Origin of the sequence: Planctomicrobium stercoris (assembly GCF_051465655.1) — a bacterium.
GTDB lineage: Bacteria > Planctomycetota > Planctomycetia > Planctomycetales > Planctomycetaceae > Planctomicrobium.
In genome coordinates this window covers 582,365-596,180 of record NZ_CP195791.1, presented here as the reverse complement: position 1 = coordinate 596,180, position 13,816 = coordinate 582,365, and the positions used below count along the sequence as shown (strand labels likewise).

The 13,816-nt window shown below is 57.1% G+C and carries 10 protein-coding genes; 5 read left to right on the top strand and 5 right to left on the bottom strand.

Going from position 1 to position 13,816, the window contains the following annotated elements; genetic code table 11:
- Positions 1-1,863: 1,863 nt before the first annotated feature.
- The 5 genes from SH661x_RS02445 (at position 1,864) to SH661x_RS02425 (ending at position 8,786) form a co-directional block, all read left to right on the top strand.
- Positions 1,864-5,346 carry a mechanosensitive ion channel domain-containing protein gene (locus tag SH661x_RS02445; RefSeq protein WP_437227661.1) on the top strand — a complete coding sequence of 1,161 codons (3,483 nt, stop codon included), beginning with the start codon at positions 1,864-1,866 and terminating at the stop codon, positions 5,344-5,346.
- A 29-nt stretch (positions 5,347-5,375) separates the two neighbouring features.
- Positions 5,376-6,269: a formylglycine-generating enzyme family protein gene (locus tag SH661x_RS02440; protein ID WP_437227659.1), complete on the top strand. Its 894-nt coding sequence runs from the start codon at positions 5,376-5,378 to the stop codon at positions 6,267-6,269.
- Positions 6,259-6,498: a hypothetical protein gene (locus SH661x_RS02435; RefSeq protein ID WP_437227657.1), complete on the top strand. Its 240-nt coding sequence runs from the start codon at positions 6,259-6,261 to the stop codon at positions 6,496-6,498. The genes SH661x_RS02440 and SH661x_RS02435 overlap by 11 nt, the downstream gene beginning before the upstream one ends.
- Before the next feature lie 160 nt (positions 6,499-6,658).
- Positions 6,659-8,011 carry a magnesium transporter gene (gene mgtE / locus SH661x_RS02430; protein ID WP_437227655.1) on the top strand — a complete coding sequence of 451 codons (1,353 nt, stop codon included), beginning with the start codon at positions 6,659-6,661 and terminating at the stop codon, positions 8,009-8,011.
- Between the two features lie 67 nt (positions 8,012-8,078).
- Positions 8,079-8,786: a hypothetical protein gene (locus tag SH661x_RS02425; RefSeq protein WP_437227653.1), complete on the top strand. Its 708-nt coding sequence runs from the start codon at positions 8,079-8,081 to the stop codon at positions 8,784-8,786.
- Between the two features lie 120 nt (positions 8,787-8,906).
- Here the strand turns inward: SH661x_RS02425 and SH661x_RS02420 are convergent, their stop codons facing one another.
- From SH661x_RS02420 to SH661x_RS02400, 5 genes are all read right to left on the bottom strand, one after another.
- Positions 8,907-9,401 carry a hypothetical protein gene (locus tag SH661x_RS02420; protein WP_437227651.1) on the bottom strand — a complete coding sequence of 165 codons (495 nt, stop codon included), beginning with the start codon at positions 9,399-9,401 and terminating at the stop codon, positions 8,907-8,909.
- Positions 9,402-9,882: 481 nt separating this feature from the next.
- Entirely contained in the window at positions 9,883-10,878 is a 996-nt protein-coding gene (locus SH661x_RS02415) for a TerC family protein (RefSeq protein ID WP_437227649.1), read from the bottom strand.
- A 312-nt stretch (positions 10,879-11,190) separates the two neighbouring features.
- The gene (locus SH661x_RS02410) at positions 11,191-11,961 is read right to left on the bottom strand and encodes an intradiol ring-cleavage dioxygenase (protein WP_437227647.1); all 771 of its coding nucleotides are present in this window, start codon (positions 11,959-11,961) and stop codon (positions 11,191-11,193) included.
- Positions 11,962-12,079: 118 nt separating this feature from the next.
- Complete coding sequence (locus SH661x_RS02405; protein WP_437227645.1) at positions 12,080-13,096, bottom strand: ROK family protein; 1,017 nt, start codon at positions 13,094-13,096, stop codon at positions 12,080-12,082.
- A 65-nt stretch (positions 13,097-13,161) separates the two neighbouring features.
- Positions 13,162-13,791 (bottom strand): hypothetical protein, encoded by a 630-nt coding sequence (locus SH661x_RS02400; RefSeq protein WP_437227643.1) that lies wholly within the window; start codon positions 13,789-13,791, stop codon positions 13,162-13,164.
- Between the last annotated feature and the right edge of the window lie 25 nt (positions 13,792-13,816).

Below are 13,816 nucleotides of genomic sequence, written 5' to 3'. Positions count from 1 at the left end.
GCTGGAAAAATTCCCGGCGGACACCCAGCTGCTTCCGGGACAGTCGGTCGGCGAGTTCCTGCAGGCGAACCGTGAGGCGCTGCAACAGTCCATTCAAAATGATCCGTCACTTCGAAGCTGGCCGGATGTGGTCCCCGAGCTGCTGACAAAGACCAGCAACACGCGCGAGGTCTACCTGCTTCCGGTTCCCGTACAGGCTGCTGCAGGGAGTCTCTTTTCACGAATGAATGTGGAAATGGATTTCCCGGCGCATCAGGCGATTCGTTTCAACGGATCCCCCTGGCCACGCACGTGGTACCAGAAACTCCCACCGACGGTTCGCAACCTGCGTCACGACGTGGGACTGGACCAGATCTGGGGACTGGAACACTTCTGCGTCTTGCAGACAGGCAGCGAAGTTTTCGGAATTGCTCCGTTCAACCAGAAATCTTCCCGCAGCAGCAAACAGATCTGGCCTCCCAAGAAAGAAACCATCGACACCCTGGGTAGCCGTGACAATCTGATGCTCAACTTCGGATGGCTCCCCGTGCCTCAACGTCCCGGATTTGAAAGTCTTCCCGGACGGCGACTGGATGAATTCGGACACTTTGTCGCTTCAGTCGGGCCAGTCACACCCGGATATCTCTGCATTCAACAGATGGGGATGCTGGCAGCGCTCTCGACGTCCACGGGAAAGGAACTCTGGAGACGGTACGATCTCCCCAAACAGGCGTACGTGTGCGGAGACAACGAGCAGGTTGTGGTGTTCTCGCCGCTGTCCAGGCAGGCTGTCCGTTACAGCAGCCTGGATGGAACGCAGCTGGGCCAGTACCGCTGGTCTCATCCGATTGAAGAAATCATTCAGCATTCCGGCTTGAAGTTGCTGCTGCTTCGCGGTGATCCTCAGCAGATCCTGTCCGGCTCTCAGGAAGAATCAGAAGGCGAAGAACCCAAAGAAAAACCCGAGGTTGAGGCACCATCCACGGCCCCTGTCGTTCTGGAACAGCTGGATGCCGTCACCGGGAACACGAACTGGAAACGCGAATGGCCTGCAGGCACGATCCCCTTTCAAGTGGATCAGGACTTCCTGGGAATGCTCCGGGCTGAAGGGCGCATTGAGCTGCTATCCACTTCAACCGGCCAGACCTGGAAAGAGTTTCAGCTGGAACTTCCGAAAGATGTCAATCGCATCGTCTGCAGCGTGTCCCAGAACGATTTCCTGCTGATCTTTTCATCACCGCGGACGACATCCGAATTCAACGATTCGCTGCGGGTCCAGGGCGGGTATCGCCATCCCATCGTTAATGGTGTCGCCTGTTGTCTGAGGCGCGGCACCGGTGAATTGCTTTGGAAGTCCGAGCTGCCCGAATGCATGCTCCGGATGGATCAGCCGGTGGACATCCCGATTTTCGTCACGTTCGCTTCTCCGCCTCCAGTACAGATCGAACCTGATGAAGAAGAGCCTGATGAAGAATCCGAAGAGGAAACACCAGAGCCTCCGCAGGAAGCCCCGGAGGAAGAGAACCTGAACGAGGCTCAGGAAGAGGAAGAGGGAGCAGAGACTGAAGACGCGATCGAGGAGGAAACCGCGTATTTCACTCCTCCCGGAGCGATCCTCAGGTGTTACGATCGGAGAACCGGAAAGCTTTTGCGGGAACTGACCGGAGAAAAGGTTCAATACTCGGTAACCGGAGATCGAGCGAAATCGCTGGTCTTGCTGCAGACTGTCAAAACCCGATTGGAAATTGACTTTTCACGGGGAGTGAAGGAACCTGCAGAATCTCCGACCGGAAAAGAATCCGCGCCGCAGCCCCCCGAAGAATGATGGATCGCCCGATTCTGGAAGCGTCAGCTTCCCGAACAGTCTGATGGAAACTGAGTGTTATGTTTCAGGAGATGATCAGAAACGTCTGTGCCAGCATGATTCCGTTCATGCTGGCGGTCATGCTGAGCAGCCTTCTGTCTGCTCAGGAGACTCTGGAAACTCCTGCTCCTTCTGCCCCGACCGCGGACCCGGCAGCAGCCCAGGTCACCGTGCAAGTCACCCCGGCATTGCTCGATGAACTGAAGAAGCGGGTCGACGCCGCGACGGAATTGAGCGACGAGCAGAAGAAATCAATTCTCGACACCATTGAACTGGCTCGAACTGAACTGATCCAGTCGGCCGAGTTCGCCGCCAGCTTCAAGACCTGGCAACAACGGACAGAAGAGATTGCCGCTGCCCGGCTCAAAGCTCTGGCCAATCACGAAGCAGCCCTGCGGGAAAAACCGCAGCCGATCCAGACAGTGAATTCCGTGGCGGAGCTGGAACAACTCCTCGCCACCAAGCAGCAGGATCTCGTCAACGCTCAAAACGAACAGGCCCAGACCGAGAAACGTATTGTCGACCGAAGCGCGCGGCAAAAGGCGATCAAGGACCGTCTGGCGGCCCTCCCCGCAGAACTCGATGCGAATGCCACCGAACTCAGCAAACTCCCGGCCAGCACAGATATGTCGCTCGCGGGAGAGGCCAAACGTCTGCAGCTGCTGGCCAACCGGATGAAGCTTGAAAACGAGCCGACTGCACTGCAGGCGGAATCGGCATTCCTTTCGGCACAGGAAGCAGCCAACCTGCTGCAGCTCGCCCGCCAGGAGTGGATTGCCAAATCCGCACGACTCAAGGAAGAAGTACGTCTGCTTCAACTGGAAGTCTTACGACAGAAAAGTAAGGACGCCAAAGATCGTGCTGATGTCGCCAGCGGCGATGCCGAGTCCGCTCCTCATCCGGAAATCAAAACCATTTATGAAGCCAACGTCGGGATCGTCGAACAGGAAATTGAGTTCCGCGAGAAGGAGAAACGGCTCAAGGACCAGATTGAAGACACCGAAGCGATCATCAAACGTCTGACGGAGAGACGGAAAGACCTTGAGACCCGAAAGGGGAAGATCGGGACGAGTAAGTCGTTCGGAATTCGTCTGCAGAACGAGGGGAAGCTGCTGCCCGATCCTCGGAAATACCGCGACGAAATCGCCAGCCGCATTCAGACCAGCCAGGAAGCTCAACTCAATCTCATCGAAGTTTCCTCTCAGGTTTCGGACCTCGGTCTGCTGGAGAATAAAGTCAACCAGCTCTCGCGGACAATCTTCCCTAAAGGTGCCAACAGCGAACTCTCCGACGCCGAACACAATGAACTCTCACAACTGAACTTCGATATTCGCCGCGCTTATGAACAGCAGCAGAAATATCTGACCGAGCTGCAAAGCGCCAACGAGGCCTATGTCTCAGCACTCGACGCACTGGATGCGCAGCAGGCCACGCTGGTGGCAGCGACCGAATCGTTCCAGAAGTTCATCAACGAAAACGTACTCTGGATTCCGACCAGCAACGTCCTGACGTTCAACGACATCATTCGAGATTCGCAAAGCCTGACACAGCTCTTCGGAATGAACGCATGGAAGGATCTGGTCAAACGCTTCCTGCAGGACGCGGCACAGTATCCGGCAGCGTACCTCGCCGGCACGCTGGCCTGGATGGTGCTGTTGTTCACTCAGCGAAAACAGCGAGACATGATTCGCGCTCTGGGTCAGAAGGCCAGCAGCCGGCTGAACACCACGATGCAGCCGACCTGGCTCGCCATCTTCTGGACAGTGGTCAAATCCTTCGTTGTCCCCTTCCCGCTGTTACTGCTGGGGTGGAGAGGAATGCACTTCGAGGGGACGATCAAGGTGCTCTCGCACTATGTTTATGTCCTGTCCATCTGGCTGCTCTGGCTGGAACTGGTCCGCAACACCTGTCGCGACCGGGGGCTGGGGGTCGCCCATTTTCAATGGCCGGAACGGGTCAACCGCATCGTTCTCGTGCAACTCTCCTCGTTCATCGTGATGGCAACCCCTGTCATCTTCATCGTGGCGATCATGCAGTCCCGCACCGTCGATCAGGATGCCCTGCCGGTCGAGCGTCTGTGCAGCGTCGCCTACTTTCTGTTGCTGGCGTACAGCCTGCATCGACTCACCTCCCGCAAAACGGGGATCCTCAGAGAGTGGATCGAACTGCATCCCGGGGGCTGGCTGGATCGCCTCGCTGGTCTCTGGGATCTGCTGGCGGTGTTACTTCCGCTGTTTCTCGCGGGACTGACAATCGCGGGTTACACGTACGCTTCCGGCAAGCTGGCAGTGCGGCTCGCCCGCACGCTGATGGTCGTCTTTGGAGGCCTGTTCGCGCAGGCAACGTTCGTCCGCTGGCTCACCTTGAGACAGCGTCGCATGGCGATTGACCACGCCCGGGAAGTACGGGCCGCCCTGGCAGAATCCAAAGGGAACGAGGACGGATCGTCGGCCGTGAAGCTCGAAGCCCAGGAGGCTCGCACGAATCTGGTCGAAGTGAGCATGCAGTCCAAGCGACTGCTCAACACGACGGTCATCGTCATTTCGCTCGCCTGCATCTGGTACATCTGGATCGACGTGCTCCCCGCCCTGCAGCGACTCAACCATTATCCCGTCCCGTTCACCACCAAGCTGACACTGGCCAATGTCCTCTCGGCGGGGTTGATTGGAATCATTTTCACAACTGCCGCCCGGAATATCCCGGGGTTGATTGAGATGCTGCTGCTGGACCGGCTTCCGCTGGACCGATCCGTGCGATACGCCATTGGAGCCTTGACCCGATATGTCATCGTGGTGATGGGAATCATGTTCTTCTGCAACAGCGTGGGGATCGACTGGACCAACATTCAGTGGCTTGTGGCGGCACTGACGTTCGGACTCGGTTTCGGGCTGCAGGAAATCTTCGCCAACTTTGTTTCCGGTCTGATCATTCTGTTCGAGCAGCCGGTCCGTGTGGGTGACGTCGTGACGATCGATTCTGTGACCGGAACCGTCAGCAGGATTCGTATTCGTTCCACGACGATTGTGGACTGGGATCGCAAGGAGTACATCGTCCCGAACAAAGGATTCATCACAGGTCGACTGCTGAACTGGACGCTGACAGACACGACCAACCGGATCAGCGTGCGGGTCGGAGTCTCTTACAATGCCGACCCCGTCAAAGTCCGTGAACTGTTGCAGAAGATCGCCCGGACTCAGCCTCAGATCATGACGGAACCCGGTCCGTCAATCTCCTTTGAAGGCTTCGGAACAAGCTCGCTGAACTTCGTGATCAACGCCTTCCTCCCTTCACTGGAATCCCGGGGGGAAACGATGCACCAATTGCACGTCCGCATCGTGCAGGAGTTCAAGGCGAACGGAATTGAGATTGCCCTGCCGCAACAGGATCTGCACATTCGAACGACTGTCCCCATTCCGGTGCAGGAACTGAACGGGCAACCCGGCAAGAATCCCCCGCCCAAACCAGACAATGAGGAATCCGAATTCGAAGACACCTACAAATAACCGTCGACTTCCCGAAACCGGAAACTGCCTTGCTGTCCCCTGATCTTTACCGACACCTTCCGTGGACGAGATGCATTGCCATTCTCTTTCTAGCTGCCGTTGCGTGCGGACTTCAGACCCTGCGTGCCGATGAGATTCCGGCAGGACCAGCGAAGGTTCTGGAAACCTTTGCGCAGGAATTTGTCACGATCACGCCGGGAACCGCCCCCTTCCCCGAGAAGTTTCAAATGGGGTCCAGCGACGGGCGAGCCGCGGAACAGCCTGCCCACGAGGTGATCCTCAAGAAGCCCTTCCGGATCTCCAGATACGAAGTCTGGCAACAGCTCTATCAGGAAGTGATGGGAAACAATCCCAGCCGCTGGCCGGGACCTCGAAACTCCGCCGAGCGAATGACATGGCTGGAGGCTCAGCAGTTCTGTCGCAGCGCTACTACACAGATGCGAGAGCTCAAGCTGATCGCGCCTCAGGAACGGGTCCGACTTCAGACAGAAGCGGAATGGGAATACTGTTGTCGCGCCGGAACCCAGACCCGCTACAGCTTTGGAAATGAGGCCCAGCTTCCCAGCGATCCGTTTCCGACTGCATCCACGCTCAACAAATATGCATGGCACACCGGAAACGCCGCTGGGAATGATCCAGCTGTTGGTGTCCTCCAGCCGAATCCCTGGGGTCTTTACGATCTGCACGGGTATCTCTGGGAGTACTGCGAGGACAGCTGGACTCCCAACTACAGCTCCAGCTCGCCGGATGGTCATCTCGCTGCCAGGGACGACACGAATCAGTGCGTGATCCGCGGTGGCTCCTGGAAGGATCCCTACCCGCGACTGACGTCCACGTTCCGATTGGCGTGGGAGAAATCCAATCGAAGCGACGCTGTCGGTTTTCGTTGTGTTATCAGTTCGGAAGATCCCCATGCAGAATGATGATGACGACGACTGGGATGATGACTTCCCGGACGACAGCGATGACTATGGCACCGTCCCCTGCCCCAGCTGTGGAGCAGAGATTCACGAAGACACGCCTCGCTGTCCGATCTGCGGCGAGTACATCACGAGCTCATCGGGACGAGTCTGGGAGGGCAAGCCGAACTGGTACATTGCCCTGGCCCTGCTGGGGATTGTTGCCGTCGTTCTGGCGATGCTCAGGATGTGAAAATGCTGCCCACAGGCAGGGGCTGTCTGAAGTTGAAGCATTGAAATTGCCTGAGTTCGATGAAGGTGAACTGCGATCGACTTGCCGGGACCTTTCACCCCTTCTTTCGCCTCTGCTATGCTGCGGAGAAACGCTTCCGCCAGAAAAATGACCGTTCTCGATGGCTCCCTCGATTTACCACTCGCTGCTTCTGCCCGACCTGCAACTCATGCTGATCGAGCAGGATCACGCTGCCATGCGGGAATTCTGCGATGCACTGCATCCCGGGGTGGCAGCAGAAGTTCTCGAAGGCCTTGAACCCAATCAGGCCTGGGAAGTTCTCTCCCACTGCACCGCGTTGAAACAGGCGGAGATCTTCGCCTACTTCTCGCTTCCAGCTCAGGTGGCGATGGTCGATTCCATCGGGGAAGAACCCCTTTCCCGGATCATCGAAGAGATGTCCGCGGACGACCGTGTCGACCTGCTGGAACGGATGGACCCCGACCATGTGGAACGGCTGCTGCGATTCGTCGCTCAGGCGGAACGGGCCGATATCCGTAAGCTCCTCTCCTATCCCGAGGGGAGTGCGGGCTCCATCATGACCACGGAGTACACGTGGCTCCCTTCGGACATCAATGTTCAGGAAGCCCTGGAACGGCTCCGCCTGCAGGCCCCGACCCGCGAAACCATTTACTACATCTACGTCACCGATGAATCCCGGCATCTGATCGGATTCGTCTCCCTGGGCAAACTGATTCAAGCCAGACTCACTGCGAAGATTTCCGACCTGATGCAACGGGACGTCATTTCCGTCCGCGTCGACGATGATCAGGAATTTGCAGCTCAGGAAACGCTCAAATACGGTTTCATCGCCATTCCCGTGGTCGACAACCAGCATCGTCTGGTCGGAATTATCACGCACGACGACGCTGCGGAAGTCATTCAGGAAGAAGCGGCTGAGGACGCATATCTCGCGGGGGGGATGACGCCGCTGGAAGACAGCTACGTCGAAACTCCGTTCTTCGAACTCGCCTGGAAACGGGGAATGTGGCTCGTCATTCTGCTGGGAGCCGCTTCACTCACCGCTCAGGTACTCAACCACTTCGAGCATCAGGACGCCATGAACTGGATGGTGCTGTTCCTGCCGATGGTGCTGGCCAGCGGAGGAAATGCCGGCTCCCAGTCTGCCACTTTGATGATCCGCGCCCTGGCCATGGATGAAACCGAGGGCCGGGTGAAATGGATCGCCTGGCGGGAAATTCGGATTGGAGCCCTGCTCGGACTGGTTTTAGCTGTTGTTTCTTCGATCGTGGCCCGTTTGATGGTTGGTGGAGAGGCCTCGTATGTCGTGGGATTGACCGTTTTTCTGGTGGTGGCAGCGGGCACGTTTTTCGGAGCCATGCTGCCGCTGAGCCTGAAGAGACTCGGACTGGACCCGGCATTCATGTCCAATCCACTGATCGCCGCCCTCAGCGACATGCTGGGCGTGGTGATCTATTACAATGCTGCCCGGGGACTGGTCGGCTTGCTTTAAGACAGATTCTGCAAGAGATGGTGTGTTGAACTGAGAACAGAAAATCTTTGTTTCGGAGTTGCCTGGAATGAATACTCGCTTCCGATTTCTGCTGCGTGCCGGACTGGCCGTTTGGCTGTGTGGAGTGCTCTTTCAGGGAGCGTTCGCCCAGGGGGGGCGACGGAATGCGGCCCCGACGACGAAGTCTCTGGATCTGGCCGCCGAGAAGGCAGAGTCAGACTATCTTTCGAACCTCGCTGACCTCGCGACCAAGTATGAAGAAGCTGGCGACGTGCAGAAGGCGAGCGAAATGCTCAAGGGAATTCTGCGGATCAAGCCCGAAGCGGAAGTGGTCAAGAACAAGCTCAAACAGTTCGAAGAGATGGTGTTCAAGGACAATGTCCACACCGTGGACGTCGACGCGGGTGGGGGCTGGATTTCGACCGGAGTGGTCGTCAGCAAGGATCGTCCCATTCGAATCGAAGCAGACGGGACCTACAAACTCTCTGTGAACGATGTTCTCGGACCGGCCGGATACCCCAGCGACAATCTGATCAACGGCATGGTGGACGGGATTCCGTGTGGAAGCCTGATGGCTGCCATCGGCAAGTCGGGCGATGGCGGAAAGCGGGACCCGAAGGACCTTCCCCGTCCCATGTTCATCGGAAAGCAGAAGGAAATCGTCCCCAAAGAAAGCGGGCCGCTGCTGTTCCGGATCAATGTTCCGGAAGGGGCCAAGTGCACAGGGAAGATCAAAGTCAAAATCACCGGGAACATTGCTGTGACGGGTCGGTAACAGCTGTGGGGATCAATGAGTCAGGGCACCCGGGAGTTGCAAGCCCGAGTGCCCTGACTGACCGGAGTGGTCCCGCAAAAGACCAACGCCTGTTAATTTCTTATTCGCAATTCGAACGTCTCAGACCAGTTCAAGGCGGCCATCGGGATGTTCCCGCAGACCCGGGCCGACACTGTCGGGCGGACCGGCATGAAGATGAACGCGGACCGGCTGCCCCTGCACCATTCCCTCAATCGACAGGAATGAGAGATCAGCCATCGATTCGAAGCAGACGTGGCTGTTCGGAAAGGCATTCCAGTACACCCCCTCGACCGTTTCGAAGTCGCGGGAAATCTCATTCAGGTCGAAGCGGAAATTCACGGGCCGCAATTCGCCGTCTTCTGCTCCTCCGACAATCTCGAGTTCACCGAGAAAGACCGCCAGGTTCCAGACCCCTTCGGACTGGCTGCATTCGTATCCGACCCGCGCCACTCCGCTGAACGGTTCAAATCGATCGGACAAACGATCGACGAACTGCGTCATCCAGGCCGGCAGCTGCGGCTTGGATGAACGTCGCCCTTCCTGCATTTCCAGTTTTCGTACCAGATGTCGAATTGCCAGATGAGAATGACTCAACTGCTTCTCCCCTTGATCAAACGGATCTTTCGATCCTCGGCTCTGCTTGGCCGCGCGCCCCTGCGCATCGTCCACATCTCCTTCTGTTGAGTGTGGTGGAATGTCCTGGCTGCGATTCCTCCGCACAGGACATATCGGGGAGTTATCGACCCGACTTCTAGCCAATTCCGATCGTTGGGACACGAAGCTGCCGCGCGGGGCGCAGTGCGCGGAACATACCGGACGTACCGTGAAGGGGCGGTCTGCAACTGCTGATTGTTTCGGCTCTTCGGCTCGCGCGGGTCGTAATCACTCCCGCCGGTTGTGACACCCAACTCGCCAAATCCCGGAGTCAACCACCGGATTTCAGTGTAGAACCTGCCAGCAGCGACGCAAGCCTGGAAGGCCCGCAACTTCTGCGGAACCTTCTCAGGTGCGAGTAGAACGGCCGTAACAATTCTACGCGTTGCAGGACGTCATACAGTGCAGACTCTGTCAGTCTTTATGCAGGAGGCACATCGTCCGACCCGGGTTCGGCATGTTCTTCATGCTTCTTCCCGAACATCAGCGAAGTCACCACCCCAATCGCCAGAATCGTTCCGATGATCGCCAGGGAGGCCAGATTGGAAATGTGGAACACGTCCGAGAGCAGCATCTTGATGCCGACAAAGAACAGCAGCACGATCAGAGAATACTTCAGGTACTCGAACTGCCCCATCATCCCCGCGAGTGCAAAGTACAGCGACCGCAACCCGAGAATCGCGAAGATGTTCGAGGTGAAGACCAGAAACGGATCTTTCGTCACCCCGAACACCGCCGGGATGGAATCCACCGCGAACACAACGTCACACCCTTCGATGAGAATCAACGCCAGCAGCATGGGGGTCGCGTGGACCTTGCCATTGATGTTTGCAAAGAAATTCTTGCCATGAAACTCGTGCGACACCGGGTAGAATCGCCGCACGATTCTCACCAGGATATTGCGGTCGGGATCAATTTCTTCGTCTCCGCTCATCAGCATTTTCGCAGCAGAGAAGATCAGCAGAGCCCCGAACAGGTAGATCGTCCAGTCGAAGCGGTGCATCATTTCCGCCCCGATCCAGATCATCAGTCCCCGCAGCAGTGCAGCACCGAGAATCCCCCAGAACAACAACCGATGCTGGTATTGCTCAGGAACCCGGAACGATGAAATGATCATCGCGATCACGAAAATATTATCGAGCGAGAGTGAATACTCGATCAGGTAGCCTGTGAAATACTGCAGGGCCGCATCTTTCCCCGTCAGCTTGAGCGCTTCCCCGGATTCGGCGACAAAATTTCCCTGATACAGCACATAGATCACAACGTTGAACAGCAGGGACAGGCAGACCCAGACCCCCGTCCAGAACAGAGCGGAACGAACCGAGACCGCCTTCGCCTTCCGATGCAGCACGCTCAGGTCGAAGTAAATCAGAAATGCAATGACCAGCACAAAACTGGCGTAAATGAACCAAGGCATCGATTGCAGTCTCTCGAAGTTCGGGAACGTCGTTCATTCTTCATGCTGCAGATCTGATCAACACGAAGCCGTGACGTGAAAGCAGTATCGAGTCGAAACATCGAGAATGCAAGATGCCCGCATTCCCGGCAAAGTGGTGCGGGAAATGCGGTTCCCGTTCATCCGCTGGAAATTCCGGCGAATCCGCAGCCAGAAACGCCGGTAATTCGACGCGATTTCACAGCGACCCCAGCCGAGTCGGTGAAAATCGCGGCCGAATTCCGAGGAGAACGCGGGTTCCGATTCCGGAAAATAGAAATCCGATTCTGAAAATCAGGGTCGCGGAGGAGGAGGGGGAGGTCCATCCGGTCGACCACGTCCCGGCCCACGGGGACCGCCAGGCCCCATGCCACGACCCGAAGCACGATCTGATTTCCCGATTCCGTGACTGACCTCCTCATCGTTGGGGTCATGGGGAGTCAGACCGAGAATCACATCAAAATGAACGGCCAGTTCCCCCAGATTCGTGTTGGGGACGGGTTTGAACTCCCGGATAACGTTCGCCAAGGCCTTCGGATTTTGAATGGACTTCAGAATTCCGTCCTGTTCATTTTCCGGTGCCCCTTTGACGAACAGCTGCGTCGTCAGCACCCGCTCTCCGTGTCGACTGACCGCCACATGAATATGTGGCGTTCTCCCAGGATAGGGGACTGGTTTAATCGTTCGAAAACGATAGGCCCCTGCACTGTCGGTCACAAATTGCCCATAGCCCTGAAAGTTCTTGTCCCGACCTTCGTTGTTATTGGTCCCGGTGTGCAGGTAGGCCCCGTTATTGTCGCACTGCCAGATTTCAATGACCGCATTTCGAACAGGCTGACCCGAAGGAGTGAGCACCCGCCCGGTCAAATGGGTGATTTGCCCCACCGCCGGAGTGAGCGAATCATCGACAATCACCAGGTCATTATCTTTATCCAGAGGCAGATTGTCGGGATAAAATGGCCCTTCTGTCATTCGCGGCGTCTGCGTCAGCTCCGCGAACAATCCGGGGGTGAACCACAGGGAGCTTCCAAACGCCGTCGCCTGAAGAAAATGTCTACGCTGCATGGTCTGCCTCTCAGAATGGGCTCAACAAGAGGCCCGCATCTGATTAAACCTGCCTGCAACGGCCGAGTCTTCAAAAATCGGACTCAGGGGCACATTTTTCCGAAAACTGAAGTCCGATTCAGGAATCCTTACCCGATTTTTTCCCGCGTGAAGCAGGGCCCAATGTGTATTCCGCCCAGAGCGCCGCGCCCAGCACGCCCGCGTCATCTTTCAATGTCGCAGGCACCACTTTAAATGTATCGCGATAGGCCGGCATGACCCGCTTATTGGCTGCCTTCGCCACCTGCGGAACGAACAGATCAGGCATGGCTTCCACCAGCCCGCCTCCCAGGATCACCACTTCCGGAGCGATCAGGTTCACGACGCTGCCGACGGCAATTCCGATATATCTCGCTGCCTCCTTGATGATCATGTCGACCACCTGATCACCAGCCTCGATAGAACTCTTCAAGGCTCCGCTGCGGATTTCGGCAATGTCTGTCCCGGCAGCTTCCAGCAGATGAGGCGCATCACCCCGGTAGGCTGCCCGGGCACACTGCGCAGCAATGGCCAGTCGGCTGGAGACCGATTCCAGGCATCCCCGTTGTCCACAACCGCACCTGGGGCCGTTCGACATGACCTGAACGTGTCCAATTTCGAAGCAGGACGAGGTTGTTCCCCGCAGAATTTCTCCGCGATAGACGCAGCCGCCGCCGATTCCCGTTCCGGCAAAAACGCCGATCACGCACCGGGCTCCCTGCCCCGCCCCGGCCCGGTATTCCGAGTACACGCCCGCATCCACGTCGTTCAGAACAGCGACCGGGCAACCCAGCGCCGATTCAAGCCGTTCTTTGAGCGGCACTGCCTGCCAGCCCAGGTTGGGAAGGTCGAGGAGCAGACCTTTGTCCATTTCAATCGGCCCCGGGCAACCAATGCCGATCCCCAGCAGATCCGCGGGTGTCAGACTCGCTTTCTTGAGCGCTTCATGAATCGTTTCAATGATCCGTTCGATTCCCCCCTTGGCTCCCGTGCCTGGGTGGATTCGCTTCCGCTCCTTGGCGATGACATTCCATTTCTCGTCGTAGACCTGGGCCAGCATCTTGGTGCCTCCCAGATCAAACCCCAACCAGTGACGGGCAGTATCTGCTGCGGGCATGCATCGGACTCCTGTTGATCCCGAATTCGGTGGGGGTCGGGCGGAAAGACGATCTGGGGCGAGGATCAGATTCTGACCGAACCACTCCGCGCCATTTTGCTGCGTTCATTCTGAAACCACATCGCCATGATTTGAAGCGCCGGCCACAACTTTTCCGCAGTGAATCCGGTTTCCGCACTCGCCAGATGCGTAAACAGAAACTGGCAATTTTCTCTGGACTGCTGCAGGTGCCAATGAGCAAAGTACTGCAGGTGATTACAGATATACGACCCCGCATTTTCGCTCAGTGTTGTTTCGATTCCCGCACCGTTCAGCAGCTCCTCCAGGTGATCCAGCGCATACGGAGAGATCAGCTCCGCAGGACCATCAGGAACAATCACCGTCCCGCTTCGGACTTCTCCTGTGTTATCAGGTCGTTCGCACTGATCCAGATTTCTCGCCAGACATTCCAGATGCAGCGGGATGGTCCGCCGACTGGCTCCAAAGGCAAGCCACACATCCGGCTGATACTCCTTCAGACATCGCAGGAACTCCCGTTCCACACCGGCATATTCCACCGGCAGTATTTCCGTCAGCAATTCCACCCCCGGGAGCTTCACCGCGTGAGTGCGAATCCATTCAACCAGCAGTTGCGAAGGATTTTCCGGACAGCCGTAAAACGAGGGGAATCCGGTCACAAGGAGTCGAGTGGACATCTTCACGATCCGCAGAAGAAGGGAA